Origin of the sequence: Massilia pinisoli (assembly GCF_024753285.1) — a bacterium.
Lineage (GTDB): Bacteria > Pseudomonadota > Gammaproteobacteria > Burkholderiales > Burkholderiaceae_D > Telluria > Telluria pinisoli.
Genome location: NZ_JANUGW010000017.1, coordinates 1 through 25,865 on the forward strand (window position 1 = coordinate 1; position 25,865 = coordinate 25,865).

At 67.9% G+C, this 25,865-nt stretch carries 22 protein-coding genes; 15 read left to right on the top strand and 7 right to left on the bottom strand.

Translation table 11 applies throughout. From position 1 onward, the window contains the following. A partial coding sequence (locus NX784_RS20275) for a hypothetical protein (protein WP_258818504.1) occupies positions 1–380 on the bottom strand: 380 nt, incomplete at its 3' end. A gap of 418 nt (positions 381–798) precedes the next feature. Here NX784_RS20275 and NX784_RS20280 point away from each other — a divergent pair. From NX784_RS20280 to NX784_RS20330, 11 genes are all read left to right on the top strand, one after another. After that, positions 799–1,815: a LacI family DNA-binding transcriptional regulator gene (locus NX784_RS20280; RefSeq protein WP_258818505.1), complete on the top strand. Its 1,017-nt coding sequence runs from the start codon at positions 799–801 to the stop codon at positions 1,813–1,815. Then, a complete protein-coding gene (locus NX784_RS20285; protein WP_258818506.1) occupies positions 1,815–3,083 on the top strand; it encodes an extracellular solute-binding protein in 1,269 nt (422 codons plus the stop codon). The genes NX784_RS20280 and NX784_RS20285 overlap by 1 nt, the downstream gene beginning before the upstream one ends. Beyond that, positions 3,080–4,150 carry a carbohydrate ABC transporter permease gene (locus NX784_RS20290; protein ID WP_258818507.1) on the top strand — a complete coding sequence of 357 codons (1,071 nt, stop codon included), beginning with the start codon at positions 3,080–3,082 and terminating at the stop codon, positions 4,148–4,150. The genes NX784_RS20285 and NX784_RS20290 overlap by 4 nt, the downstream gene beginning before the upstream one ends. Further along, positions 4,147–5,019 (top strand): carbohydrate ABC transporter permease, encoded by an 873-nt coding sequence (locus NX784_RS20295; RefSeq protein ID WP_258818508.1) that lies wholly within the window; start codon positions 4,147–4,149, stop codon positions 5,017–5,019. The genes NX784_RS20290 and NX784_RS20295 overlap by 4 nt, the downstream gene beginning before the upstream one ends. A gap of 14 nt (positions 5,020–5,033) precedes the next feature. Continuing rightward, entirely contained in the window at positions 5,034–6,011 is a 978-nt protein-coding gene (locus tag NX784_RS20300; protein WP_258818509.1) for a glycoside hydrolase family 68 protein, read from the top strand. A gap of 62 nt (positions 6,012–6,073) precedes the next feature. Next, complete coding sequence (locus NX784_RS20305) at positions 6,074–8,425, top strand: GH32 C-terminal domain-containing protein (protein WP_258818510.1); 2,352 nt, start codon at positions 6,074–6,076, stop codon at positions 8,423–8,425. A gap of 14 nt (positions 8,426–8,439) precedes the next feature. Then, on the top strand, positions 8,440–9,531 hold the full coding sequence (locus tag NX784_RS20310) for an ABC transporter ATP-binding protein (protein ID WP_258818511.1): 1,092 nt from the start codon (positions 8,440–8,442) through the stop codon (positions 9,529–9,531). Further along, positions 9,528–10,487: a carbohydrate kinase family protein gene (locus NX784_RS20315; protein WP_258818512.1), complete on the top strand. Its 960-nt coding sequence runs from the start codon at positions 9,528–9,530 to the stop codon at positions 10,485–10,487. Before NX784_RS20310 ends, NX784_RS20315 begins: the two co-directional genes overlap by 4 nt. A 106-nt stretch (positions 10,488–10,593) precedes the next feature. Continuing rightward, positions 10,594–13,437, top strand: a complete 2,844-nt coding sequence (locus NX784_RS20320) for a TonB-dependent receptor (RefSeq protein WP_258818513.1) — start codon at positions 10,594–10,596, stop codon at positions 13,435–13,437. 83 nt (positions 13,438–13,520) lie between these two features. After that, positions 13,521–15,155 carry a glycoside hydrolase family 32 protein gene (locus tag NX784_RS20325; RefSeq protein WP_258818514.1) on the top strand — a complete coding sequence of 545 codons (1,635 nt, stop codon included), beginning with the start codon at positions 13,521–13,523 and terminating at the stop codon, positions 15,153–15,155. Beyond that, positions 15,152–16,471: a sugar porter family MFS transporter gene (locus NX784_RS20330; protein WP_258818515.1), complete on the top strand. Its 1,320-nt coding sequence runs from the start codon at positions 15,152–15,154 to the stop codon at positions 16,469–16,471. The genes NX784_RS20325 and NX784_RS20330 overlap by 4 nt, the downstream gene beginning before the upstream one ends. Before the next feature lie 67 nt (positions 16,472–16,538). Here NX784_RS20330 and NX784_RS20335 read toward each other — a convergent pair whose 3' ends face one another. Beyond that, positions 16,539–16,775, bottom strand: a complete 237-nt coding sequence (locus NX784_RS20335; protein ID WP_258818516.1) for a hypothetical protein — start codon at positions 16,773–16,775, stop codon at positions 16,539–16,541. Between the two features lie 134 nt (positions 16,776–16,909). On the opposite strand from NX784_RS20335, the gene NX784_RS20340 reads away from it, so the two are divergent. Continuing rightward, positions 16,910–18,310: an aminotransferase-like domain-containing protein gene (locus NX784_RS20340; protein WP_258818517.1), complete on the top strand. Its 1,401-nt coding sequence runs from the start codon at positions 16,910–16,912 to the stop codon at positions 18,308–18,310. 154 nt (positions 18,311–18,464) lie between these two features. Here NX784_RS20340 and NX784_RS20345 read toward each other — a convergent pair whose 3' ends face one another. Continuing rightward, a complete protein-coding gene (locus NX784_RS20345; RefSeq protein ID WP_370662954.1) occupies positions 18,465–18,824 on the bottom strand; it encodes a cupredoxin domain-containing protein in 360 nt (119 codons plus the stop codon). After that, positions 18,821–19,714, bottom strand: a complete 894-nt coding sequence (locus NX784_RS20350) for a metallophosphoesterase family protein (RefSeq protein WP_258818518.1) — start codon at positions 19,712–19,714, stop codon at positions 18,821–18,823. Before NX784_RS20350 ends, NX784_RS20345 begins: the two co-directional genes overlap by 4 nt. A 188-nt stretch (positions 19,715–19,902) precedes the next feature. Between NX784_RS20350 and NX784_RS20355 the strand changes: the two genes are divergently transcribed. After that, entirely contained in the window at positions 19,903–20,406 is a 504-nt protein-coding gene (locus NX784_RS20355) for a sigma-70 family RNA polymerase sigma factor (RefSeq protein ID WP_258818519.1), read from the top strand. Then, complete coding sequence (locus NX784_RS20360) at positions 20,403–21,167, top strand: anti-sigma factor family protein (protein WP_258818520.1); 765 nt, start codon at positions 20,403–20,405, stop codon at positions 21,165–21,167. The genes NX784_RS20355 and NX784_RS20360 overlap by 4 nt, the downstream gene beginning before the upstream one ends. A gap of 15 nt (positions 21,168–21,182) precedes the next feature. Here the strand turns inward: NX784_RS20360 and NX784_RS20365 are convergent, their stop codons facing one another. After that, complete coding sequence (locus NX784_RS20365; protein ID WP_258818521.1) at positions 21,183–21,620, bottom strand: hypothetical protein; 438 nt, start codon at positions 21,618–21,620, stop codon at positions 21,183–21,185. Between the two features lie 246 nt (positions 21,621–21,866). Here NX784_RS20365 and NX784_RS20370 point away from each other — a divergent pair, with 246 nt between their 5' ends. Beyond that, positions 21,867–22,454, top strand: a complete 588-nt coding sequence (locus NX784_RS20370) for an NAD(P)H-dependent oxidoreductase (protein WP_258818522.1) — start codon at positions 21,867–21,869, stop codon at positions 22,452–22,454. Here NX784_RS20370 and NX784_RS20375 read toward each other — a convergent pair. Both NX784_RS20375 and NX784_RS20380 read right to left on the bottom strand, forming a co-directional pair. Further along, positions 22,449–24,950: a cation-translocating P-type ATPase gene (locus NX784_RS20375; protein ID WP_258818523.1), complete on the bottom strand. Its 2,502-nt coding sequence runs from the start codon at positions 24,948–24,950 to the stop codon at positions 22,449–22,451. The two genes, NX784_RS20370 and NX784_RS20375, sit on opposite strands and share 6 nt — an antisense overlap. Before the next feature lie 28 nt (positions 24,951–24,978). Beyond that, entirely contained in the window at positions 24,979–25,815 is an 837-nt protein-coding gene (locus NX784_RS20380; RefSeq protein WP_258818524.1) for a universal stress protein, read from the bottom strand. Positions 25,816–25,865 lie beyond the last annotated feature (50 nt).

The window sequence follows — 25,865 nt, forward strand, 5'->3', positions numbered from 1 at the left end:
AAGGACGAACCACCCCATAAAAATCCGGCAATTGCCCCGTTGGCTGCCAAACGGCGTCCAAAATGAAGTTTTTCTTCATCGGATAACGTTCTATGCATAAAGGCTTTTGTAAGATAAATTCCGCGCATCAAAAAAAATGTCAAGGTGAACGCCCAACTTATTGCGTAGGGAAGAATTTCTTTATTTTCCTTCGGTGACGGAATGTTCAGAATTCCGGAGAAAATGACTAAAACTGCGAGGAGCCCGGCAGCAAGATTTTTCGTCGACGCTAAAAAGGCCATCTCGATCTGTTTTATTTCGACTTGTGGAGCTTGGCGCGATAGTAAATTTTGTATGCTAAATCGTGAACGCACTGTTTTGTTATGCTCAGCAATAAGCATGACGTTCTCCTTTAGAGAGTGGCCGGATGAAGTTTACCGAACTAACATCTTTCCTACATCCTCTTTTTAGAGTAGTTGCATGAAGTCCTGTGTCCCCTCCAGTCAAATGCCTCCGAAATTGCGGTGAGCTCGTTAATCCCGGCAACGGTGATCGGGGCTCAGCGGAAATGGATTTCCGCTCACCGTTCACTTTCAACGTAAAGTGCTCATGCCATGCACCCCTGACAGGTGTTGCGGCTGGCGGGCGGCTGCCAAACTCGTGCCGCTTCACAGATCAGCCGATGCGACGGTCCTGGTTGTTGACCTCCGCGCAAAAAGCCGATAGCATCTCGATCAATGACAACGTTGGACAATCTGCGACGGCACCTCACGCCGGACCGGATTGAACCGACCGGAAGGCCCAGGCCAAGGAGACGAGGTGTCGACCATTCACGATGTCGCCGAAAAAGCCGGCGTATCGATCAAGACCGTGTCGCGCGTGCTGAACGACGCGAGCAGCGTGTCGGAAAAGACGCGCAAGCGCATCGAGCAAGCCATGCAGGCGCTCGACTTCGCGCCGTCGGCAGCGGCTCGCATGCTGCGCGGCCGGCCGACCGATCTCGTGGCCGTCATCGCGGACAGGCTGACCACCACGCCGGATTCGTCCGAGATCATCAAGGGCATCCAGTCGGTCTGCGAGGAACAGGGCAAGATGCTCATCATCGGCGAGACGGGCGGACAGCCGCAGGTCGCGAGCCGCCTCGTGGCGGACATGCGGACGCGCCGTGTCGAAGCCATCATCTTCGCGACCACGTTCCACCGCGTCGTGACCGTGAACGAGACGCTGGGCCAGACGCCGGCCGTGCTGGCCAACTGCTTCGAGGAAGCGCCCCGGTTCGCGCAAGTCGTGCCGGACGACGAGGGCGGTGGCTACGCCGCGGTGGAGGCCGTGCTGCAGGCCGGCCACCGCAAGATCGCGTTCCTGCAACTCACCGACGGCATGGTGGCGACGACGCTGCGCATGCAGGGCTTCCGTCGCGCGATGCGGGAATACGGGGTACAGCCGAACGAAGCCTGGCTGCTGCACGGCACCACGCCCGACGAAGACGAGTTCACGCATTTGAAGGACCGCCTGGAGTGTCTGTTCGCGACGGACGACCGTCCCACCGCCATCCTGTGCGGTAACGACAAGATGGCGATCCGCGTCATCTTCACCTTGCAGCGGCGCGGCATTCGCGTGCCGGAAGACATCTCCGTCGTCGGCTTCGACGATTTCCGCCTGCTGTCGGAAGCATCGGATCCCGGCCTGACGACCGTCACCTTGCCGTACCGCGAGATCGGCGCGATCGCCGCGCGCAGGGCGCTCGGTGCGGACCAGGATGCGACCGTCCTGCGCGTGCCGTGCCGCGCCGTGCTGCGCGGCACCGTGACGGCGCCGCGGAAGGCGGGCAAGTGATGAAACGGGCGCTGCTTCCGGTCCTCGCCATGCTGGCGTCGCGGGCGCTGGCGGCGCCCGTCGAGATCACGATGTGGCGCCACGATACCGGCGACGCCGAAATGGTCGCGAGCCGGAACATGGTCGACCGGTTCAACCGCGCCCAGGATCGATGGAAGGTCGTCGTCGAGACGATCCCGCAAGGAACGTACACGGAATCGATCACGGCGGCGTCCCTCGTAGGCCACCTGCCGTGCGTGATGACGATCGACCAGCCGGCCGTGCCGAACTTCGCCTGGGCCGGCAATATCCGGCCTCTGGATCGCCTGTTGCCGGCGTCGGTCGTCGACCCTTTGCTGCCCGGCGGGCGCGGCACGTACCAGGGACGCCTGTACAGCGTGGGCCAGTTCGACGTCGTGCTGGCGCTGTTCGCGCGCCGTTCGGCACTGAAGGCCGAAGGCGTGCGCGTCGCGACCATCGACCAGCCTTACTCGGCGCGCGAACTCTACGACATCCTGGCGAAGGTCAAGCGTTCCGGCCACTACCGCTATCCGCTCGACTTGAACGGCAAGGCGACCGGCGAGTGGTTCAGTTATGCGTTTTCGCCATGGCTCGAGAGTGCCGGGGCGGACCTCATCGACCGCGGCAACTACCTGCGCGTCGACGGTGTGCTCAACAGCGATGCGGCCGTCGGTGTCGCCCGCTACTACGGCCGCCTGTTCAAGGACCGGCTCGCTGAACGGAACCCCGCCGACGAGAAGAGCTTCGAGCAGGGGCGCTCGCTGATCCAGTACACGGGGTCGTGGATGGCGCGCGAATACAGCGAGCGTTTCGGCGACGATCTCGTCGTCATGCCGCCGCCCGATTTCGGTCATGGGCCCAGGGTCGGTGCGGCATCCTGGCAATGGGCCATCTCGAGCAGTTGCCCTTATCCCGCGGGCGCCGCCGCGTTTCTCGCGCACGTGTTGTCGGCCAAAGAGATGGCCGAGTTCTCGCGCCTGACCGGCCTGGTGCCGGTCACGGCGAGCGCCGCTGCGCTCACGAAGCACTACCGGCCGGGTGGCGACTGGCGTGTCTATTTCGACTTCGCGGCACGCTACGCGACGCCGCGGCCCGCGACACCGGCCTATCCGGCCATCTCGGCGGCATTCGAAAAAGCCATGGGGGATCTGCGGGCCGGCAAGGATGCGGCCGAGGCGATGGACGAGGCGGTCGAGACGATCGAACACGATATCGCCCGCAACGACGGCTATGGCTTCAGCCGGCACAAAGCGGTGGCCAGCAAATGAAGACGATACTCGGCCGCGACCATCCGTTGGCGATCGCCAGCTTCGCCGGTCCGGCGTTGCTGCTATTCGGCGTCTTCATCCTGCTGCCGCTGCTACTCGCGGCCGCCGTCACGTTCACCAATCACCGGCTCGTGTCGCCGGAGCCGACGCGGTACGTCGGGCTCGAGAACTATGCGCGCCTGCTGGCGTTGAAAGTCGTCGACGTCGAGCCCCTGCGCGATCCGGCCGGCGCGACGCTGCGCGACGAGGAGGGCGTGCGCTTTCCCACGTGGCGCCAGACGCGCCGCGCGCGCCCGGGCCTCGCCGATTATCGGCCGGCGTGGCAGTTCCAGCTCGGAGAGCTCAGGGTCGTGCTGGCGGCGACGGATCCGTTGTTCTACCGTTCCCTCATCAATACCTTCCTGTTCGCGCTGCTGGTATTGCCGCTGCAGTGCGGCGGCGCGCTCGGCCTCGCGCTGCTGGTCAACCAGCGCATCGCGGGACGCATCTTTTTCCGCACCGTGTATTTCGCGCCCGTCGTCACGTCGATGGTCGTGGCGTCCATCGTGTGGTCGTTCATGCTGAATACGGACCGCGGCATGATCAACGAGCTGCTGCGCGCCGTCACGGGCGATCCGAACGTCGGGCCGGACTGGCTGGGCGACAGCCGTCATGCGCTGCCCGCCATCGCCATCATGTCGGCCTGGCAGGGCGCGGGATTCCAGATGCTCGTGTTCCTCGCCGGCCTGCAGTCGATCTCGCCGGAGCTGTACGAGGCGGCGACCCTGATGGGCGCGAACGCGTGGCAACGCTTCGTGCACGTGACCTTGCCGGGGCTGCGCAACACGATCGTGTTCGTGATCGTGTCCACCTTGCTGCTGGCGTTCGGCCTGTTCACCCAGGTCGACGTGATGACGCAGGGCGGGCCGCTCGACTCGACGACGACCGTCGTCTACCACGCGGTGCGCACGGGTTTCCGCCAGCAGGACATCGGCTATGGGTCGACGATCGCCATGGTCTTCTTCGGCATCGTGCTGCTGGTCTCCGTGCTGCAGCATGTCCTCGTCGCGAAAGGCGGGAACGAATGAAGCCATCGATCCGCACACTGCTGCTGTTCGCCGTCATGTGCCTGCTCGGCATCGTGTTCGCGGCGCCGCTGCTGTTCATGTTCGCCTCGTCGTTCAAGCGCGACGATGCCATCTTCGCCAACCTCACGAGCTGGTCCGCGTTCATTCCCGACGCCGGCTGGTCGATGGCCAATTACACGGCCATCTTCGAGCGCAGCAATTTGCCGCTGTTCCTGCTCAACTCGACCATCATCGCGGCGTGCGTCGTCGTGGGCGGCGTGCTGGTCAACAGCATGCTCGCGTTTTCCTTGAGCCGCATGCGCTGGCGCGGCCGCAGGGCGGTGCTGGCCGTGATCGTCGCGCTGATGATCATCCCGTTCGAAGTCATCGCGATTCCGCTGCTGTCGCTCGTGGCGCGGCTGCCGTGGCCGGGCCTCGAGCAGGGCGCGCTGACGTGGCATATCGGCTGGTTCAACAGCCTGCAGGTGCAGATCATCCCGTTCCTTGCCAATGCCTTCTGCGTCTTCCTGTTCTACCAGTTTTTCCGTGACATCCCGCGCGAACTGGACGAGGCAGCGAAGATGGATGGCGCCGGACCGTGGACCCTGTTCTTCCGGATCATCCTGCCCAACAGCCGCCCGGTGATCGCGACGGCCGCGATCGTGCTGTTCATCGCCGCATGGAACCAGTACCTGTGGCCGATCATGGTCGTGCAGGGCGCAGCGGCGCGCCCCGTGCAGCCGGGCATCCAGCAGTTCTTCGGACGTTCCAATTCCTGGGGCCAGATCATGGCTTACGCGTCCGTGGTCACGCTGCCCGTGCTGGCCGTCTTCCTCGCGTTCCAACGCCAGTTCGTCGCCTCGGTGGCGGGTGCCGGCATCAAGGGCTGAATCGACTCATCATCATGACACTCAAACTCGACGACAAATACATCTGGGACTTCTGGCACTTCGCGGAAGGCGATGAGCAGCACCTGTTCATGCTGCAGGCCGACCGCGCCATCGGCGATCCGGACCTGCGCCACTGGAACGTCTCCATTGGCCACGCCGTGTCGCGTGACCTGAGACAGTGGGACTACCGGGGTACCGTGTTCGGTCCGGGTGCGCCGGGCGCGTGGGACGATTTCACGACATGGACCGGTTCCGTGATCCGTGCCGAAGGCCGCTACCACTTGTTCTACACAGGCACCTGCCGCGCCGAGAACGGCCTGCGCCAGCGCATCGGCCACGCCACGTCGGACAGCATTCACGGTGCATGGACCCGTGTCGGCGACGGCCTCGCGCTGGACCTCGACGAACGGTTCTACGAGGAGCACGCCGCAGGGCGCTGGCACGATCGTGCTCTGCGCGATCCGTGGGTCCTGCCCGACAGGATCGACGGCGTGTATCACATGTTCTTCACGGCCCGCCGCAACGACGGCCCCAGGTACGAGCGGGGCGTGATCGGCCACGCCGTCTCGTCCGACCTCGTGCACTGGGAGGCGACTGCGCCCGTGTACGACGGCGGCCATTACGGCCAGCTCGAAGTGCCGCAGGTGTTCGAGCGCGACGGCCAGTGGTTCTGCACGTTCTGCAATGTGCGCGAGCACTGGTCCGAGGCGCAGCGCGCCGGCCAGGACGGCGGCGTCTCCGGCACGCACTACCTCGTGGCCGACCGCCCGCTGGGGCCCTGGCGGCCCGCCGCAGGATTCCTCGATGGCGCGGTGCCGTGCAAGCGCTACGCGGGCAAGATCCTGCGCGACCCGCTGACGGGACGGGACTGCCTGATGGCCTTCCTCGACACGGGACCGGACGGCCGCTTCGTCGGCCAGATCAGCGACCCGATCCCGCTGCGGTTCGAACAGGGTCGATACCGTCTCGACGAATTTTCGACCCCTGGATGACAACGATGGACATCCGCAAGCCGGCGCGACGACCGGACCGACGACAACGACAAGGAGACACCGTGATTCGCTTCAACCAGACAAGCCGGCGCTGCCGGCGCAGTGTGACCCCGGCGTGGATGCTGGCGCTGCTCGTGGCGGGCCACGCCGCGGCCGGCACCGACATCGCCGCCTGGACGCTCGACGAGCAGCGCGGCAGCCAGGCGAAGGAGGCGGTCTCGGGCCGCCATGATCCCGTCCACTTCGTCTTCAACCACGCGCGTTTCAAACCGGATTCCGACCCGCTCTGGCGCCCGGCCGGCGCCTGCATCCGCGGCGGCTGCCTGCTGTTCGACGGGTATTCGACCGACATCACGGCCCCTGGCCTGACCGGCGCGCAGGCCGGCGCCGGCTGGACGATGAGTGCATGGGTGGCGCCGCACGCGTTCGAATGGGGCGACGGTGGCCAATACTCCGCCTTCCTGAGCCAGTTCGACGAGGCGACGAATACCGGCTTCGCATTCGGCATGTACCGCTTCGGCACCTGGGGTATCAAGCTGGGGTTCCGCGACTCCGTGTTCGACCTGCGCGTCAGCGACCGCAAGCTGCCGAAGGACGCGTGGTCGCACGTGGCGGCGACGTACGAGCCGCGCGGGCGCGAGGTCCGGTTGTACCTAGACGGCGAACAGGTGGCGAGCGGCACCGGTCCGGCGGCGGGCGTGTTCTCGTTGCCGCCGCGGACGCTGACGATCGGCCGCCATTCGCAGCCGCGCATCGAGGCCGGCGTGTTCCAGCTGAATACCTTCCTCGGCCTGATGGACGAGGTCCGCATCGAAGCCGGCGCCGCGACGGGCGAGGACATTGCGCGCCACGTGCGCGCCGACCTGGCGGCCCATCGCGGCAAGGCGCCGATGCTGACGCAGGCCGACGTGACGATCTCTCGGTCCACGTTTGCCGGCGACCGTCATCGTCCGCAATACCACGCGCTGCCGGATTCCGGCTGGATGAACGAACCGCATGCGCCGTTCTACCAGGACGGCCGCTACCACCTGTTCTTCCAGAAGAACCCGTTCGGCCCCATCTGGCACCAGATCCATTGGGGACATTGGGTCAGCCCGGACATGGTGCACTGGCGCGAGCTGCCCATCGCGCTGGCGCCGGAAGACGACACGCTGGCACCGGACGGCATCTGGTCCGGCAGTGCCACGCATGCGAAGGACGGTACGCCGGTGCTGTTCTTCACGGCCGGGAACGACAAGGCGCCCGTCCCCGAACGCGTCGGACTCGCGCGCCCGTTCGATCCCGCCGACCCCGACTTGCGGCGCTGGACGAAGTATCCGCTGCCGGTGACCGAGCCGCCGCCCGGCCCCGGCCACGCGCGCGACTTCCGTGACCCGTTCGTATTCCGCGACGACGCCGGCGACCGCTGGTTCGAGCTCGTCGGGTCGCGGGTGCCGGGCGGCAGCGGCGTGGCGTTCGTCCACGAGTCGTCCGATCTCGTCCACTGGCGTTACCGCGGCCCGCTGTTCACGCTCGACGCGACGCGCCATCCCGGCTTCGAGAGCACGTTCGAACTGCCCGTGCTGCTGCCGATCGGGAAGGGCACCGACGGTCGTCCGCGCCATGTGTTCCTCACGGACGTGAAGGCGCAGGTGTATTACTGGATCGGCGTGTTCGACAAGGCCACGGCACGCTTCATCCCGGACAGCGACGCCCCGCGCGTGTTCGACCTGGGCGATCACCATTTTTCCGGCCCCAGCGGCTTCGTCGATCCGCGCACCGGGCGCACCATCGTCTTCTCGATCACGCAGGGCGAACGCAGCGCGCAGGATGAATGGGCCAGCGGCTGGGCCCACAATGCCGGCCTGCCGGTGACGCTCGCGATCGGCCCGGACGACGACTTGCGGCTGGCCCCCATCGACGAGGTCAAGACCCTGCGCCAGGACCTGTTGCTGGACATGGCCGACGCGACGCCCGCCGCCGCCGCGGCCCGGCTGGCCCGGATCGAAGGCGACCTGCTGGAAGTGGAGCTGGAACTCGCACCGGCGCCCGGCGATGGGGCGCGGCGCGGACTGGTCGTGCGCAAGACGCCGGACGACGCCGAGCACACGGACCTCGTCGTCGACGCCGCGCGCCAGCGCTTCGAGGTCGACCGTACGCACACGACGCTCGACGCCGGTGCGCGTTCGCACGGCGTGCAGGGCGGCCCGTTCGACCTGCGCGGCGAGCACCTGCGCCTGCGCGTCTTCCTGGACCGCTCGATGGTCGAGGCCTATCTCAACGAACGCAAGAGCATCACGAGCCGCATGTATCCGTCGCGGCCGGATGCGACGGGCCTGGGGTTGATCGCGGCATCCGGCGACCGCGTCGTGCGGCTGCGCGTATGGCGCATGGGCGCGCTGGACGGCAAGCCGGTCGTGCCGGCGCAGCGGTGACGGGAGGACGAGCGATGGCATCGATCACGTTGGCCGGTGTGGGCAAGACCTACGCGGGCAAGAGCGCTAACCGGATCCTGGAGAACATCTCGTTCTCGATCGCGGACGGCGAGTTCGTCGTACTGGTCGGGCCGTCGGGCTGCGGCAAATCGACGGTGCTGCGCATGATCGCGGGACTGGAAGAGATCAGCGCCGGCGAGATCCGCATCGACGGCGCGCGAGTCAACGAGACGCCGCCCGCGCAACGGGGGCTGGCGATGGTGTTCCAGAGCTACGCGCTGTATGCGCACATGAGCGTGTTCGAGAACATCGCCTTCGGCTTGCGCCTGGCGCGCGTGCCGAAGAAGGACATCGACGCATCCGTGCGCACGGTTGCGCGGATGCTCCAGCTCGACCACCTGCTCGACCGCAAGCCGCCGCAGTTGTCGGGCGGGCAGCGCCAGCGCGTGGCGATCGGCCGCGCCATCGTGCGCAAGCCGCGCGCCTTCCTGTTCGACGAACCCCTGTCGAACCTGGACGCCGCGCTGCGGGCCGACATGCGCGTCGAGATCGCGCGCCTGCACAAGCAACTGGCCGCGACGATGGTGTACGTGACCCACGACCAGGTCGAGGCGATGACCCTGGCCGACCGAATCGTCGTGCTGGGACCGACGGGCGTGCAGCAGATCGGTACGCCGATGACGTTGTACGAGCGGCCCTCCAACGTGTTCGTGGCCGGTTTCATCGGCATGCCGAAGATGAACCTCGTCGAGGGCACGCTCGATGCGCAGGGCCGGCTGGCGCTGGGCGACGTGGCGCTGGCGTGGGATGGCGTGGGTGCGGCCGGCAAAGTGACCGTCGGCCTGCGTCCCGAGCACCTTGCGCCGGATGGCGGCGGCCCGATTCGCGGCATCGTCGCCCTCGTCGAGCGGCTCGGCGCGGAATCGCATGTGCACCTCGACGTGCCCGGATTGGCGCGGGCGCTCGTCGTCTCGACCAAGGACGCGCCGCCGGCACCGGGCAGCGCCTGGGCCGTCGCCCCGGTGGCCGATGCGATTCACGTGTTCGGAACCGACGGTGCGCGGATGGAAAACAAATCAATCAACAGTGTGATGGAGGAAGCATGATCGTCGTGTGTGGTGAAGCGTTGTTCGATGTGTTCGCGGCGGGCGAGCGGGCGGCATCCGTCGACCTGTCCGCGTGCCAGGGCGGTTCGCCGTTCAACCTGGCGACCGGGCTGGCACGGCTGGGCGGGAAGGCGTCGTTCTTCGGCGGCCTGTCGCGCGACATGTTCGGGCGCCGGCTGCACGCGGCCCTCGCGGCCGAGGGCGTTGACCTGGCCGCGGCGCCGCGCCCCGACGCACCGACCGCGCTCGTGCTGGTCGGCGTCGACGACCGCGGCGTGCCCGTCTACACGTTCTATGGCAGCGGCACGGCGGAGCGCGCGGTGAACCTGGCGGACCTCGCGCGCGTGCCCGCGGACGCGCAGGCCATCCACGTGGGCTCGTACTGCATGGTCGTCGAGCCGGTCGCGTCCAGCCTGCGTGCGCTGGTCGAACGGCAGCGTGGCCGCAGCCTGATCGTCTATGACCCGAACGTGCGCCTGACGATCGCGCCCGACGTCGACGCGTGGCGCGAGTCCGTGCGCTGGATGCAACGTCGAGCCGACGTGCTGAAGGTCAGCGAGGAAGACATCCACGCGCTGTATCCGGGCATGCGCGTCGACACGTTCATCGCCGAGTCGCTGGAGGCGGGCGTGGCGCTCGTCGTCGTGACCTGGGGCGAGCGGGGCGTCGTCGCGGTCACGCGGTCGCAGCTGGCGGTGGAAGTGCCCGCCGTCCCCGTCGCCGTCGTGGACACGGTGGGTGCGGGCGACACGTTCCAGGCCGGCCTGCTGGCCTGGCTGCAGCGCGCCGGCAAGCTCACACGGCGCGCCGTGGAAGGCCTCGCGCAGGACGAACTGGTGGAGGCGTTGCGGTTCGCCGCGCGCGCCGCCGCCATCACGTGTTCGCGCCGTGGCGCGGACTTGCCGTACACGAGCGAGCTGGCCGACGCCGAGGCGCTGGACATGCCGCAACCTTGATCCATCTATTTTTTCACAAGAAATGACAACGATGGACATCCGGTTCACGAGACCGGCAGCTGGAAAAACGAAGTCAAAGAAGTCAATATCAAACAGGAGATTACAAATGCGCTACTCGCTCACCCCCTATATCGGCCGCTCGGCCGCCCTCGTCATCGCGCTGGCACCCGCCCTCGCGTTCGCCCAGCAGCAGGCCGGCGCCGCGCCGGACCAGCCGCCGGCCGCCACGCAGACCGCGCCCAAGGCCGACGAGCCGAACAACGTCGTCATCGTGACGGGCGTGACCCGGACGACGACGAAGAAGAACGCGACGTTCTCGATCAACACGCTGAGCGCCGACGATATCCAGCGCCTGGCGCCGATGAGTACCGCCGACCTGCTGGGCAACCTGCCGGGCATCTATGCGGAGGGCAGCACGGCCGGCGAGGCCAGCAACAACATCACGGTGCGTGGGCTGCCCGTGGTCGGCGGCTTCCGCTTCGCGCCGCAGCTGATCGACGGCCTGCCCGCGTACGAAGAGCCGGAAGCGCCGTTCTTGAACAACGACGTGTTCGTCCGCGACGACCTGATGACGGACAGCGTGGAGGCCGTGAAGGGCGGCCCTGGCGGCATCCTGTACTCGAACGGCCTCGGTGCGACCATCAACCACATCACGCGCACGGGCGGCGACCGTCTCGAAGGCGGCTACAAGCTGGAATACGCGGATTACGGTTTCATCCGCCAGGACGCGTTCGTCTCGGGTCCGCTGACCAAAAACCTTGCGGGCGCCGTCGGCGGCTACTACCGCAGGAGCCACGGTATCCGCGACACGGGCTACACGGCGGATCGCGGTGGCCAGATCCGCGGCAACCTCGTCTACACGAGCGACGACCGCAAGACGACGGCGCGCGTGGATGCTCTCGTGATCAACGACCGCACGGCGTTCTATCAGAACCTGCCGATCTCGGTGCCGCGTTTTACCCAGTCCGGCACGCCGGCCAATCCGACGGTGCTTAGCCAGGACACCATCCAGCCGCTGGGCATCGACTTCGCGCACGGAACGACGGCCTCGCCCTACAACCGCCGCTTCAACATGATCGGCGAATACGGTACCCGCACGATCGACCAGGCCGATGGCATCCATCCGGACTTCAAGATGTTCACCTTGAAGCTGGGCCATGACTTCGATTCGGGCCTGAAGGTCTCTGCCGGCCTGCGCCACACGGGCGGCAGCAGCGGTTTCAATTCCGTCTTCACCGGCAACGATACGGCAACGGCGACTTCGTTCCTGACCGCGCGCCTGCAGAATGACGTGATCTCGCCGGCGCACGGCGCGGCCTTGAGCTGCAACTTGAACAACGCCAAGCTGATCGGCTATTTCAACGTGCCGTCGACCAACGCCTGCGCGCAATTCGCCAACATCAGCCGCGAAGACTTCGTGGCGAAATACGCGAAGGCCGTCGGTGTGGTCGGCACCTACGTGAACGACGGTTCGCGCGTGGCGCCGGGCGCGCTTCTGAACTTCCTGACGCCGTTCGTCGCCGATACCGACGCGGCCAGCACAGTGCTCGACCTGAAGGGACAGAAGACGTTCAACCTGGTCGGCACGCACGATCTCACGTTCGGCGTGTACCGCAGCCATTACACGTACGATCCGAACTTCCAGGCCGGTCTGCTCGTTTCCGAAAGTGCTCCCAACGCACGCCTGGTCGACCTGACGGCGGTTGACGCCGCCGGTAACCAGGTGGGTCCTTCGCTGACGACGGGCGGTGCGATCCTGCCCGGCTGGTTCGGGTTCGTCAGCCACATCAAGGCGGACGGCCACGCAGCCTATCTGCTGGACCACTGGGAGACGCTGCAGGGCAAGCTCAAAATTGATGCCGGCGTGCGCTGGCAGGACGTGCGGGCGAACGTCGATCGTCGCGACCGCAACACGTCGGTCGACCTGACCCCGTCGAACGTGGTGGTCGGTTCGACGCAGGACACGGTGGCGGACAACGAGATCCAGTTCCCCGGACAGCCGAATCTGCTGAACAAGACGTACCACGGGATCGGCTGGTCGCTCGGCGGTAACTACAGCATCAGCCGGCCGCTCGCCGTGTACGCGCTGGCGTCGTATTCGTTCCGCCTGCCGAGCCTCGGCGACCTGAACGACCTGAGCACCGCGGGTGCCGTGGTCGCGAACGGCAAGCCCGTCGAGCTCAGCGCCGTCGAGCACATCCGCCAGTACGAGACGGGCCTGCGCTACCTGACGCGGGAATTCGGCGCATCCGTCGCACTGTTCTATAACAAGTTCTCGCCGCGCAGCGCCGTGAACATCTACAAGGACTTCCAGTCGTCCTCTTGCCTGGCACTCGGCGGCGTCACGCAGATCAATTCGTGCCCGGACGTGGTCCAGTTGTACAAGCGCGGCGTGCGCAACGTCGGCACCGAGATCGAACTGTCCTTCCGTCCGCGCATGATCGAAGGGCTGGAGTTGAAGGGCAACGTCGTGGCGCAGGATCCGAAGGTCGAGGGTGCGCGCTACCAGATCACGCAGGAGGACAAGGATCCGCAGGGCGTGATCACGGGCTACCACTACGTGCAGATCAGCGAAGACGGCCGCCGTCCGCGGCGCCTGGCGAAGGTGATGGCCAACTTCCAGCCGTCGTACGACCTGCTGGCGGCGACCGGCATTCCGCTGACCGTGTACGGGCAGTACCAGTACGTGGGCGACCGCTTCTCGGAGGCCACCGACACCAATGTGACCTTGCTGCCCGCGTACCACATCATCAACGCGGGTGCTCAGTACCAGATCTCGTCGCGCTGGATGGCGCAGCTGCACGTGGCCAACCTGACGAACCAGCTGTCGTTCACGGAAGGCGATCCGCTGTTCTCCGACCTGCTGTCGCCGGACGGCACGCGCAACCGCGGCATCGCACGACCGCTGTTCGGCCGCACGATCCGCGCCAGCGTTACGTATCGTTTCTGAGTCGCCGACTCCTGAACCATGGGCAGCCAGCCGGCTCGGCCGGCTTGCGCCTGCCCGTGTTCGACAACAACAAGGAAATCCCTGTGGCTTTGACATTCCGACTCTCTCTTTTGACCATCGGCGCGGCGCTGCTGTGCGCCGGTTGTGCCAGCGGGCCGCACGACCCCGCGCCGGTCCGCGACGAACCCTTTCGTCCGCAGCTGTCGTTTTCTCCGCAGCGCAACTGGATGAACGACCCGAACGGCCTCGTGTACCACGACGGCGAATACCACCTGTTCTACCAATACAATCCGAACAAGGACACGTGGGGCGACATGTCCTGGGGCCACGCGGTCAGTGCCGATCTGCTGCACTGGACCGAGCTGCCCCTCGCGCTGCCCGTCGAAAAGGACGCCGGGGGCGAGATCACCCAGATGTTCTTTTCCGGCAGTGCCGTGGTCGACCATGCGAATACGAGCGGCTTCGGCAAACCGGGCAATCCGGCCATGGTCGCCATGTACACGGCCGTGTTCCCGCAGGCGCGCACGCTGAACGGCAAGCCCATTCGCGCGGGGACGCAGGCGCAGTCGCTCGCGTACAGCCTCGATCGCGGCCGCACGTGGACGCAGTACGCCGGCAATCCGGTGATTCCGGAACCGCCGGGACCCTACGCGGCCGAGTACCGCGACTTCCGCGACCCGAAGGTGTTCTGGTACGAGCCGGAACACAAGTGGGTATTGGCGACCGTGGCGGCGCAGCGGCACAAGGCCTTGTTCTACAGCTCGCGCGACCTGATCCACTGGGAGTGGACGGGCGAATTCGGCCCGGCCGGGGCGGCCGGCGGCGTGTGGGAGTGTCCCGACCTCGTCGAGCTCCCGGTCGACGGCGACCCTGCGCGCCGCCGGTGGGTCCTCATCGTCAGCATCAATCCCGGCGGACCGGCGGGCGGATCGGGCATGCAGTACTTCGTCGGCGACTTCGACGGCAAGACCTTCACCCGCGACCGGAACGTCGCGTCCGACGACGCCCGCTGGCTCGACTACGGCGCCGACTTCTACGCCGGCGTGACGTACAACGATGCGCCGGGCAATCGCCGCCTGCTCGTGGGCTGGATGAACAACTGGGATTACGCGGGCACGGTACCGACGGCCCCCTGGCGCAGCGCCCAGTCGCTGCCGCGCGAACTCGGCCTGCGCACCTTGGACGGCCAGGTCAAGCTCGTGCAGCAGCCGCTCGCGCAAGTGCAGGCACTGCGCAGCGGCCTGCTGTACAGCGTACCGGCGCGCGCCATCGCGCCGGGCGTTCAGCCCGTTTCGCTGAACGGCGCCGCGAACGCGCCGCTGGAAGTGCGGATGCGCCTGCAGCCGGGCACCGCGGCCCGCTCCGGCATCCGCCTGGGGACGGCCGGAACGTCCGCATACACCGAAATCGGCTACGACGCCGCGCAGCGCGCCGTGTACGTGGACCGCACGCATGCGGGCGAAGCACGTTTTCATCCGCAGTTCGCGGCGCGGCATGCGGCGCCCGCCGTCCTGCGCGATGGGGAGCTGCCGCTGCGTGTCCTCGTCGACCGCGGCTCGGTGACGGTGTTCGCCGGCGAGGGCGAAACGGTGCTGACCGATCAGGTGTTTCCCCCAGCGGGGCCGGCCGCGGTCAGCCTGTTCGGCGTGGACGGCGACGCCGCCGTGCGTGACCTCGACGTCTGGTCCTTGAATTCGATCTGGAAGGATGTGCAATGAATACGCTTGTCAAAGGAACGCTGGTCGGTGGCCTGGCGGGGTTGTTGTTCGGGTTCGACACGGCGGTCATCGCCGGCACGACGCAAGGCCTCACGCAGGCATTCCAGCTCGATCCCGGAGGCCTGGGCATGACGGTGTCGAGCGCGCTGTGGGGCACCTTGCTGGGCGCCCTGTTCGCGGGGCGGCCGGGAGACCGCTTCGGCGCGCGCAACTGCCTGCGCGCCATCGCCGCGCTGTACGTGGTGTCGGCGCTGGGCTGCCTGTTCGCGCCCAGCCTCGCGGTGCTGATCGCCGCCAGGGTGCTGGGCGGGATCGCCATCGGTGCGTCGTCGGTGCTGGCGCCGATCTACCTGGCGGAGATCGCGCCCGCCCACCGGCGCGGCATGCTGGTCGGCGCGTTCCAGTTCAACATCGTGCTGGGCATCCTCGTCGCGTACCTGAGCAATTACCTCGTCGGCCTGGCGGCACTGGGCCCCGACGAGTGGCGCTGGAAGTTCGGCGTGGCGGGGCTGCCTTCGCTGCTGTTGTTCGGCCTGTTGTTCGTCATTCCCAACAGCCCGCGCTGGCTGGCGGCCAAGGGCAGGGCGGGCGAGGCGGAGCAGGTGCTGCGCGAGATCGGCGCCGCCGACGTCGCCGGCGAACTGGCCAGCTATGCGCGCGGCCACATTGCCGCCGGTTCGACGCTGTCATGGCGCCGCTACCGCAAGCCGATGCTGCTTGCGTTCGCGATTGCGGCGTTCAACCAGCTGTCGGGCATCAACGCGATCCTCTACTACGCGAACGACATCTTCGCCGCCGCCGGTTTCGGCAAGATGTCGGCGGACCTGCAATCGGTGATGATCGGCGCCACCAACCTCGCGTTCACGCTGCTGGCACTGACCGTCATCGACCGCGTGGGACGCAAGACGCTGCTGATGGTGGGATCGGTCGGGATGGTGGTCGCGTTGGCGGCGACGGCCTGGATCCAGTGGAGCGGCACGCACAAGGACATGCTTCTGTGGGCCCTGATCCTGTTCATCGCGGCGTTCGCGTTCTCGCAGGGCGCCGTGATCTGGGTGTACATCGCCGAGATCTTTCCGACCGAGGTGAGGGCGCGCGGCCAGAGCCTGGGCGCGTCGACGCATTGGCTGATGGATGCCATCGTCGCCGGCGTGTTCCCGACGATGGCGGCGCATTCGACGGGACTGCCGTTCGTCCTGTTCGCGCTGGCGATGCTCGCGCAGCTGTTCGTCGTGTCGCGCTACTTCGTCGAGACGAAAGGCACGCGCCTTGAGGACATCGACATCGGCGTGGAAGCGGCGGGGACGGCGGGGTAACCCGCCCTGCCGCGCACGCGATGCCGAGGAGGCATTCGGCCCCGCTGCGGGCCGGATGCCCGGCGAATCACGAGAACGACAAGTCCATGCCGAGCGTTCTGCCCAGCGCGAACGTGACGAACACCAGGCCGACGAGCGCAAGCATGAACACTGCGGTCACCATACCGGCCGCGCGCAGCACGGCGCGCATCTCTCGTACCTTACCCTTCTTCCCTTGGTCGTAATGCCATTTGACGGCGAAGAACATACCCGTGATTAACACGAGACCCTTGAACGTACCGAAGACGATGGGAAACCAGTCCATGTTTGTGTGTATTTCCAGGTGATGACTCGACATTGACGATCGTGGGGCCCACCAGCCGGCTGCCATGCGAGGATGGTGTTGCTGCACGTTCTGAGGCATTCTACCCAGAAGCAATCTCCATACATCGAGACAAAATGTCCCAGTTGAAAACCATACAAGATGAACGTTCGCCGCTGTGGTTGCCCCGACTGGCCGCGCACGGCGGACCACGCTTCCTGCAGATTGCGGATGCGTTGCAGGCGGCGGTGGTGGAAGGATCGTTGAAGCCGGGGGATCGTCTGCCGCCGCAGCGCCAATTGGCGGCGCAGCTGGACGTCGACCTGACGACCATCACGCGCGCCTACGACGAAGCCAGGCGCCGCAACCTGCTGGAAGGCCGCGGCGCCCGCGGGACATATGTCGCGGCGCCGAAAGTCGAGTTCACGTCGGTCCTCGACCTGAGCATGAACACGCCGCCACCGCCGGACGGCGTGGATTTCGACGACATGTTACGACAAGGTTTGTCGCAAGTCCTGATGAGGGCAGACAATGACTTGCTGATGACTTATCACCTGGGCGGGGGCAGCGACGCCGACCGCAAGGCCGGCGCCCAATGGCTCGCGCCGATGTATGGGCAACTGGACCCGCGACATGTCGTTGTCTGTCCGGGTGCGCAAGCGGCGATCGCCGCATCGATTCTCGCGCTGACGCAGCCGGGCGATGTCATCCTGGCGGAGCCGACGACGTATCCCGGCCTGCGTGCCGCCGCGACCCAGTTCGGCCGGCACCTCATTGCGGTGGAAGCGGACAAGCACGGGATGGTGCCGGACATGCTCGAGGAAGCGTGCCGGCGGCACAAGCCGGGGCTGGTCTATCTCAATCCGACGTTGCAGAACCCGACGGCCGCCACCATGCCGGAACGACGGCGCAGGGAGCTCGCCGGCATCGCGCAGCGTTGCGATGTGCGCATCGTCGAGGACGATCCCTACTGGCTCCTCGCGGATGCGCCGCCGCCGCCCATCGCCACGTTTGCCCCGGAACGGGTGATCTACATCTCGACCTTGTCGAAATGCCTGACACCAGGCCTGCGTGTCGCGTTCGTGCTCGTGCGCGACCCGCATGAACGCGAACGTTTCCTGGTCGCGCTCAGGTCATTCGCACTGATGGTCGCTCCGCTGACGGCGGCGCTGGCCACGCAGTGGATCCTCGACGGTTCCGCCGACCGACTGCTGGAGGGCGTACGCAAGGAGGCATGCCTGCGCCACCGGATGGCTCGCGATATCATGGCGGGGCGGTACAGCGGCGCAGGCGACGGCCTGCATGTATGGCTCGAGTTGCCGGCGTATTGGACGTCTTCGCAACTTGCGCGCGCGGCCGATGGCGAGGGCATCGCGGTCACGCCGGCGGAGGTCTTCGCGACCGGTGACGGCTCCGTGAATGCGATCCGGATCTCCTTGGGCAGCATCAAGGACCGTGAACGCTTGCGGGCAGGGCTTCAACGGCTGTCTCAGCTGCTTGCGGGACGGCCCGAGTCGTTCAGCGCGGCTGTGGTTTGACTGTCCAGGAAACACGGCACTTTATTCGAAAGCGCGAGGCGCAGCGCGTCGACGAAGGCCGAGAACGCGAGCATCGTGAAATTCGGCGCGAAAGCCATCGCAAGGATCGCCATGAATCCATCCGATTCGCGCCCGCGCCCGGCCGCGTCCAGGTTCAGCCCACGACCAGCACACCGCTCATCGTTTCATGTCCCGACCCGCAGAAGATGTCGCAACTGAACGTGAACTGGCCGCTCTTGTCGGGCGTGAGCGGCAGCCGCGACGTCGCGCCGGGCAGGATGTCGCTGCGTACGCCGAAGTCCGGCAGGTTGAAACCCATGGGGACGTCCAGCGACGTGAATTCGAAGACGACGGCTTCGCCGCGCGCGACGCGGATGGTGGCGGGTTCAAACACGAAGCGCCGGGCGCGTACCTGGATGACGCGGGGCGGCGTCGCCAGCGCCGGCGCCAGCATGCCGCAGGCGCCGGCCGCCGCGGCGAGGAGGAGCAGGCGCCTGCGTACGTCGGGCATCATGATGCACCTCGCGTGACGGGCAGTTCCTGCAGCGCATAGTCTTCGCCGCGATGCCGCGCCTCGACCTCGCGGTAGCCGAGGCCCCGGTACGGATGCGCGTCGTCCCACGGGACGGGCGTGCGCTTCGGCTGCGATCCCGGTGCGGGCAGGGGAAAGATCAGCGAGCGCGCCGCGTGGTGCGCGATATGGCCCGTCATGTGGTGGTTTTCCTGGTGAATGTGGCCGTAGAAGACCGTCACGTGCGGATGCGCCATCAAGAGGTCGACTGCCGCCGCGCCATCGCGGGTCGCCCAATCCCATTGCGGATACAGGTCGAACAGCGGACGGTGGGTGAACACGACGATCGGACGCGCAGGGTCCGTCTTGCCGAGGTCCGCGGCGAGCCAGGCCAGCTGTGCGTCGCCGATCTTCCCGGCGGGATCGGAGACGTTGTCCAGCACGATGAAATGCACGCCCTTGTGGTCGAAGGTGTAGTGCGTGCTGCCGAAGAATTCCTGGAACGCCGCGCCGTGGTCGAGCGAGGCATCGTGTTCTCCCGGCATGAAGTGGACGTCCCGCACGCGCAGGCCGTCCACGATGGTCTTGAATTCGCCCATCCGCCGGCGGCGCTCGGCCGGGTCGTCCGTCGTGTGCGTGAGGTCGCCCGTGAAAACGATGAAATCGGGCGGTGGCTCGAGCGCATTCACGGCCGCTACCGCTTTGGGCAGGGTGCCCCGCGCGTCCGGGTTGGGCGGCCCCTCGAAGCCCCAGTGGGCGTCGGACAGTTGGACGAAATAAAAGTCCGGGTTCGTTCCCGGTACGCTCGCGCAGCCCGCGAGGCCCGATGCGTAGGCCACGCCCGCCAGTCCGGCAAGGCCGAGGAAAGTGCGTCTGTCGATAGTCTGGTTCATGATCCCGCCTCCCTATGTCACGATCACGCGATCGTTGGCGTGTATACCGCGGCGACCCGCCGTTTATTCCCTGGTTGCGACTAAACTTCCCCGGTCGGGAATAAAATCGGAGCTGCCGCAGTCTCTACGGAATGGAAACCGGAAGGATGGGTATGGCCGTACCAACACCAGAAGAGCAATTTCGAGACGTGATTCTGCCCCACCTGAACTCGGCGTTCAACCTTGCATGCTGGTTGACGCGCAACCGTCCGGATGCGCAGGACCTCGTGCAGGAGGCCATGCTGCGGGCCTTCCGGTTTTTTGCAGGCTTTCGCGGCGGCGACGGGCGGGTATGGCTGCTGTGCATCGTCCGCAACACGTTTTACACGGGCTGCCGCGCGGACGCCGCGCGGCCGAAGACGGCGTTCGACGAGGCGCTGCACAGCGTCGACGGCGTCGGCGACGCGCAGCCGGACCGCGTGCACGAGAGTCCGGAAGCGCTGTTGATGCACAAGGATTGCGACCGCATCGTGCACGAGGCGCTCGCGGCGCTGCCGCTGGAATTCCGCGAGGTCGTCGTGCTGCGCGAGCTGGAGGAATTGTCGTACAAGGAGATCGCGGCGATCGTCGATATTCCGATCGGCACCGTGATGTCGCGACTGGGACGCGGCCGCAAGCTGCTGGCGCAGCGCCTGGGTGCGGAGGGGGAATGATGGACCACGACGAGATTCAGCAACTGTTGCCCGCTTATGTCGACCGGGAGCTCGGCATCGTCGACGCGCTCGCGGTGGAGCGCCACCTGCGCACGTGCGACGCGTGCCGCCGCGAGATCGCCGCGCAGCGCGCCGTCGGCGCCCGGGTGCGCGCGGGGGACGCGTACGTCGATACGCCCGCCGCGCTGCGCACGCGCATCCTGGCATCCTTGCCGAAGAACGCGCCGCCCCATGCCCGCCGGGCCGCGTGGCAAGTCTGGTGGCCGCGCGCGATGACGGCGCTGGCCGCGTCGCTGGCGCTGGGCTGGGGTGTCAGCCTGTATCGCGCTCCGTCGGCCGGCCCGGCCCTGACCGGGGAGCTGGTGGCGAGCCACGTGCGCTCGCTGCAGGTGGACCATCTGGCGGACGTCGCGTCGACCGACCAGCACACCGTGAAACCGTGGTTCCTCGGCAAGCTGGATTACGCGCCGCCCGTGATCGATCTGGCGCAGCAGGGCTTTCCGCTGATCGGCGGCAGGCTCGATTACCTCGACGGGCGCAATGTCGCGGTCCTCGTCTACCGCCGCAATCGCCACCCGATCAATTTGTACGTCTGGCCCGGCGCCGACAGGGTGGCGGCAGCCGCGGCGACGCAAGCGCAGGGCTATCACCTGGTGCGGTGGAGCGACGGCACGATGAATTATGCGGCGGTATCGGACGTTGCCGAGGGCGATCTGGCGCAGTTCGTCGAGGCCCTGCGTGCGCAGGCCGCGCGACGGTAAGCCCGCCTTGATGCATCACGCGCCGTTGGAAACACCTTGCCGCGGCAGGGGACGGCGCCGGCCGGACCGTATCTGCCGCCAGCGCACGCGCACGGCGGCCAGCGCATTCCCCAGGCGCTGCATCAGGAGGATGCCGTCCAGTGCCGCCACCGCTTGCCGGCCCGCCTCGACGCAGCCTTGCTCGACCATCGGCGCGACCTGACGCAACGCCCACAGGATGACGGCGTTCTCGGCGCGGCATTCCGGCAGGCGCCGGTAGCCGAAGCGCGCGAGGACGGATTCTTCGCGCCGGAAGGCGGCGTCGACGGCGGTCACGAGCGCGGGGAACGCGCGGGCGAAATCGGCGTCCGCGCTGTCCGCGAGGTGCCTGATCCGGCTGGCGAGTGTCCGGCGTATGCGGCCCGGCATCGCCGCGGCCGGCTGGACGTGGCGTTGGCTTGCGGATGACGTCATGGTGGCCTCGGGGACGTGGTCGTTGCAAACCAGTGTCGGCGTACGCGGCGCATAAATCCTTGATGGCGATCAAAAACGCCAAAAGCAAGCCGACATGGCGCGGCTTCGCATGGCGGAGCCAGCGACCGTTAGCACGACGATTATCGGCAATTCTGATCTCGGTCAAAATTTTCCTGGATTGTCGGCTCAGGCAGGCCTGCGCGACGACTAGCATGAGGTATCGCGAACCGCACCGGGAGCCACATCATGCACGTCCCCATCCTCGTCATCCAGGGCCACCCCGACTGCGGGCGCCCGCACCTGTGCCACGCGCTGGCCCAAGCTTACGCGGACGGGGCGCGCGCGGCCGGGCACACGGTCGCGACGCTCGAGCCGGCGCGCCTGCACCTGCCCCTGTTGACCAGCCCCGACGAGTGGCAACACGCGCCCGCCAGCCCCGAGGTGGCTGCGGCCCAGGACCGGATCCGGCAGGCGCAGCACCTCGTGTTCTTCTACCCGCTGTGGCTGGGCGACATGCCCGCGATGCTCAAGGGCTTTCTCGAGCAGGTGGCCCGTCCCGGTTTCGCGATCGATCCGGCCGCCCGCGACCCGTTGCGTGCGGGCCTGCTGCGCGGCCGGAGCGCGCGCCTCGTCGTCACGATGGGGATGCCGGCGCCGTTCTACCGCTGGTTCTACGGCGCACACAGCGTGCGCCTCATGCGCCGCAACATCCTCGGCTTCTCCGGCATCGCACCCGTGCGCACGACACTCGTGGGCGGCGCGGCGACGCTGACGCCGGCGCAGGTGGAGCGCTGGTGCACGGACATGCGGCGGCTCGGCGCGAAGGGCTCATGAGACGCGGCGCTGCACCGCCTGCACACCGGCCAGCATCACGACCGCGGTCAGCCCTGCCACGGCCAGCCACGCGGGCGGCGGCGCCGCCATGCGCAGCAGCGCAGCCAGGCCCGGTACGGTCAACGACAGCGCCAGCAGCAGCACGCCGCCGATGCCGACCGCCGCGAGCAGCGGATTGGGCACGCGCAGCGCGGCGAGCGGCCCGCCCCGTTCGCGGCTGGCCAGCAGCAGGCCGAGGTTGCACAGGATGAGGGCGCAAAATGCGGTCGCGCGTGCCTCGTCTTCCGGCAGCGAGGCCAGCGCCCAGCCGTAGCATCCGGCCAGCAGCAGCGCGGCCCACAGCCCGCGCAGCAGCGCCGCCGCGATGGCGCGCCGGCCGAACAGCGGGGCGTCGCGGGGGCGCGGCGGCTTGCGCATCAGGTCCGGGTCGGCCTGTTCGCTCTCGAATGCGATCGAGCAGGCAGGGTCGATCAGTAGTTGCAGGAAGACGATATGCACCGGATCCAGCAGGATGGGCCAGCCCAGCAGCGGCGGCAACAGCGCGAGCACGGCGATCGGCACGTGGATCGACGTCACGTAGGCCATCGCCTTGCGCATATTGCTGAAGATGCGCCGTCCTGCGGCCAGCGCGGGCACGAGCGCGCCGAACCGGTCGTCCAGCAAGGTCAGCTCGGCCGCCTCGCGCGCGACATCCGTGCCGCGCGCGCCCATCGCGACCCCGACGTCCGCAGCGCGCAGCGCGGGCGCGTCGTTGACCCCGTCGCCCGTCATCGCGACGACCTGCCCGCTGCACTGCAGGGCGCGCACGATGTCGAGCTTCTGCGTGGGCACCGTACGCGCGCATACGCTCGTGCGCGCGAGGCGGTCCGTCAGCGCGGCCGGATCCAGGCCGGCGATGTCGACGCCGGTCAGCACGGCACCGTCGGCGAGGCCGGCCTGGCGGGCGATGGCGCGCGCCGTCTCCGGATGGTCGCCCGTGATCATCAGCACACGCACGCCGGCGGCGCGGCAGGCGGCGACGGCGTCGGGAATGTCCGCGCGCAGAGGGTCGGCCAGGCCGACGAGGCCCAGCAGGCGGAACGACAGCTGCGCCGGATCGTCCGGCCACGGCGGCGCAACGTGGTCCGCGACGGCCACGCCGAGCACGCGCAAGCCTTCCTGCGCCATCGCCGCGGCGGCCCGCAGTGCGCGCCCGTCCGCCGCATCGCGGCACAGGCCGATGATGGTTTCGGGCGCGCCTTTTGCCGCCGCCATCGGGCCGTCGGCGCGGCTCCAGATGCGGATCAGGGCGGGCCGGCCCGGGATCAATCCGTACTCGTGCAGCGGAGCGCCCGCGCGCACGGGACGCGCCGGTTGGGCAGACGCGGCGTGGCGCTGCGCCTGCTCCATCGGATCGGGCGAATGCGGCTTGCTCGCCAGGACAGCGACGTCGAGCAGCTCGCGCAAGTCATCGGGGAGCAGGGGCTGCCGGGCCAGGTCGTGGCGGACGCCGTCGCGCCACAACGCCTGCAGCGCCATCCGGTTTTCCGTCAGGGTGCCCGTCTTGTCGACGCACAGCACGGACGTCGAGCCGAGGATCTCGATCGCGGCCAGGCGCCGCGTCAGCACGCGGCTGCGCGCGAGGCGCCACGCGCCGATGGCGGGGAACACGGTGAGGATGACGGGGAATTCTTCCGGCAGCACCGACATCGACAGCGCGAGCCCGGCCAGCAACGCCTGCAGCCAGCCGCCGCCGCGCAGGACCAGCAGCGCGACGAGTGCACCGCTCACGGCAAAGCCGAGGACGGCCATCCGGCGCGCGAGCACGCGGGTCTGGCGCTGCAACGCGCCTTCGGGCGGGCGGATGCGCGCGAGCGCGGTGCCGATCCGGCCCAGCTCCGTCCGCGCGCCGGTGGCGTGGATGCGGGCCATGCCGTCGCCCTGGACGACGAGCGTACCGGCGAACACCCAGGACACGTCGTTGCCGCCCGGCGCGGGGCGGTCGCCGGCATCCTCGCCGTAGCGCTTCCCGACCGGGACGGACTCCCCGGTGAGCAGCGATTCGTCGACGAGCATGGCGCCGGCCTCGACGAGGAACGCGTCGGCGGGCACGCGGTCGCCTTCGGCCAGCACGAGCAGCTCGCCGGCGACGAGGTCGGTGGCGGGCACGCGCATGCGCGCGCCATCGCGGATGACGGTGGCGGCGGGCGCGCCGAGGTCGCGCAGCGCCTGCAGCGCGCGCTCCGTGCGGCCTTCCTGGTACAGCGTCAGGCCCAGCGTGAGCACGACCATCGCCGCCAGGAAGATGCTTTCGCGCGCCTCGCCCAGCGCCAGGTACAGCAGCGCGGCGCCCAGCAGCAGCACGAACATCGGCTCGCGCGCGACGCCAGCGAGGATCGTGCGCCAGCCGTGCGGCCGGGCATCCGGCAGCGTGTTCGGGCCGTCCGCCGCGAGCCGGCGCGCGGCCTCGCTGGACGCCAGGCCGGCGTGGGCGGCGACGGCGTCCGGTTCGCTCATGGGGCGGGCGCGGCCGTGCGCGAGGCCGTCAGTGCGCGAGCAGCAACGGGATCGGCGCGCGCTCCAGCAGTTCGCGGGTCACGCCGCCCAGCACCCACTCGCGGTAGCGGCTGTGGCCGTAGGCGCCGGTCACCAGCAGGCCGGCACCCGTCGAGCGCGCGACCGACAGCAGCGCGTCGCCCTGGGTCGCGCGCGTGTGCTCCACGACGACGTCGACCTGCACGTCGTGGCGGGCCAGGTACAGCGCCATGTCCGCGCCCGGCTCCTCGCCGTGCAGTTCGGACAGCGTGTCCGGATTGACCAGCACCAGCTTGACGCTCTCCGCGCGCTGCAGCAGGGGCATCGCGCCTTGGATCGCGCGGATGGCCTGCATGCTGCCGTCCCAGCCGATCACGGCGGTGCCGGGGATGGGCGCACCGGAATAGGCTTCCGGCACGACGAGCACGGGCCGCGCGCCGTGCAGCGCGACCTGTTCCGGCAGCCCGCGCACGCGCACGTCGGTGCCGGCCGCCGTGTCCTGGCTGAGCACCGTCAGGTCGGCATAGCGCGACTGTAGCAGCAGCGCGTAGCGCGGGTCGTCTTCGACGAGGCGCAGCTCGACGGAAGGCAGCCCCAGGCGACCCGCCTCGACGGCGAACGCGTCGAGGCAGGCGCTGGCGGCGTCCCGGAAGGCCTGAAAGTCGCTGGTGGGCATCGCCGGTGCCCCCATATTACCGGCCAGCACGGCGAATGCACGCCACGACATGCCCGTCGTGGCGCTGCCGACGACGTGCGCGCCATGGTCCTCGGCGAGCCGGGCCGCAGCGCGCAGCCGGGCGTGCTGGAGGGGGCTGCCGTCGACGTGGACGACGATGGTCTTGTACATGGTGAGGTCCTTTCAGGAACGTTGATCGTTGGCGGATAATGCCTTCGACG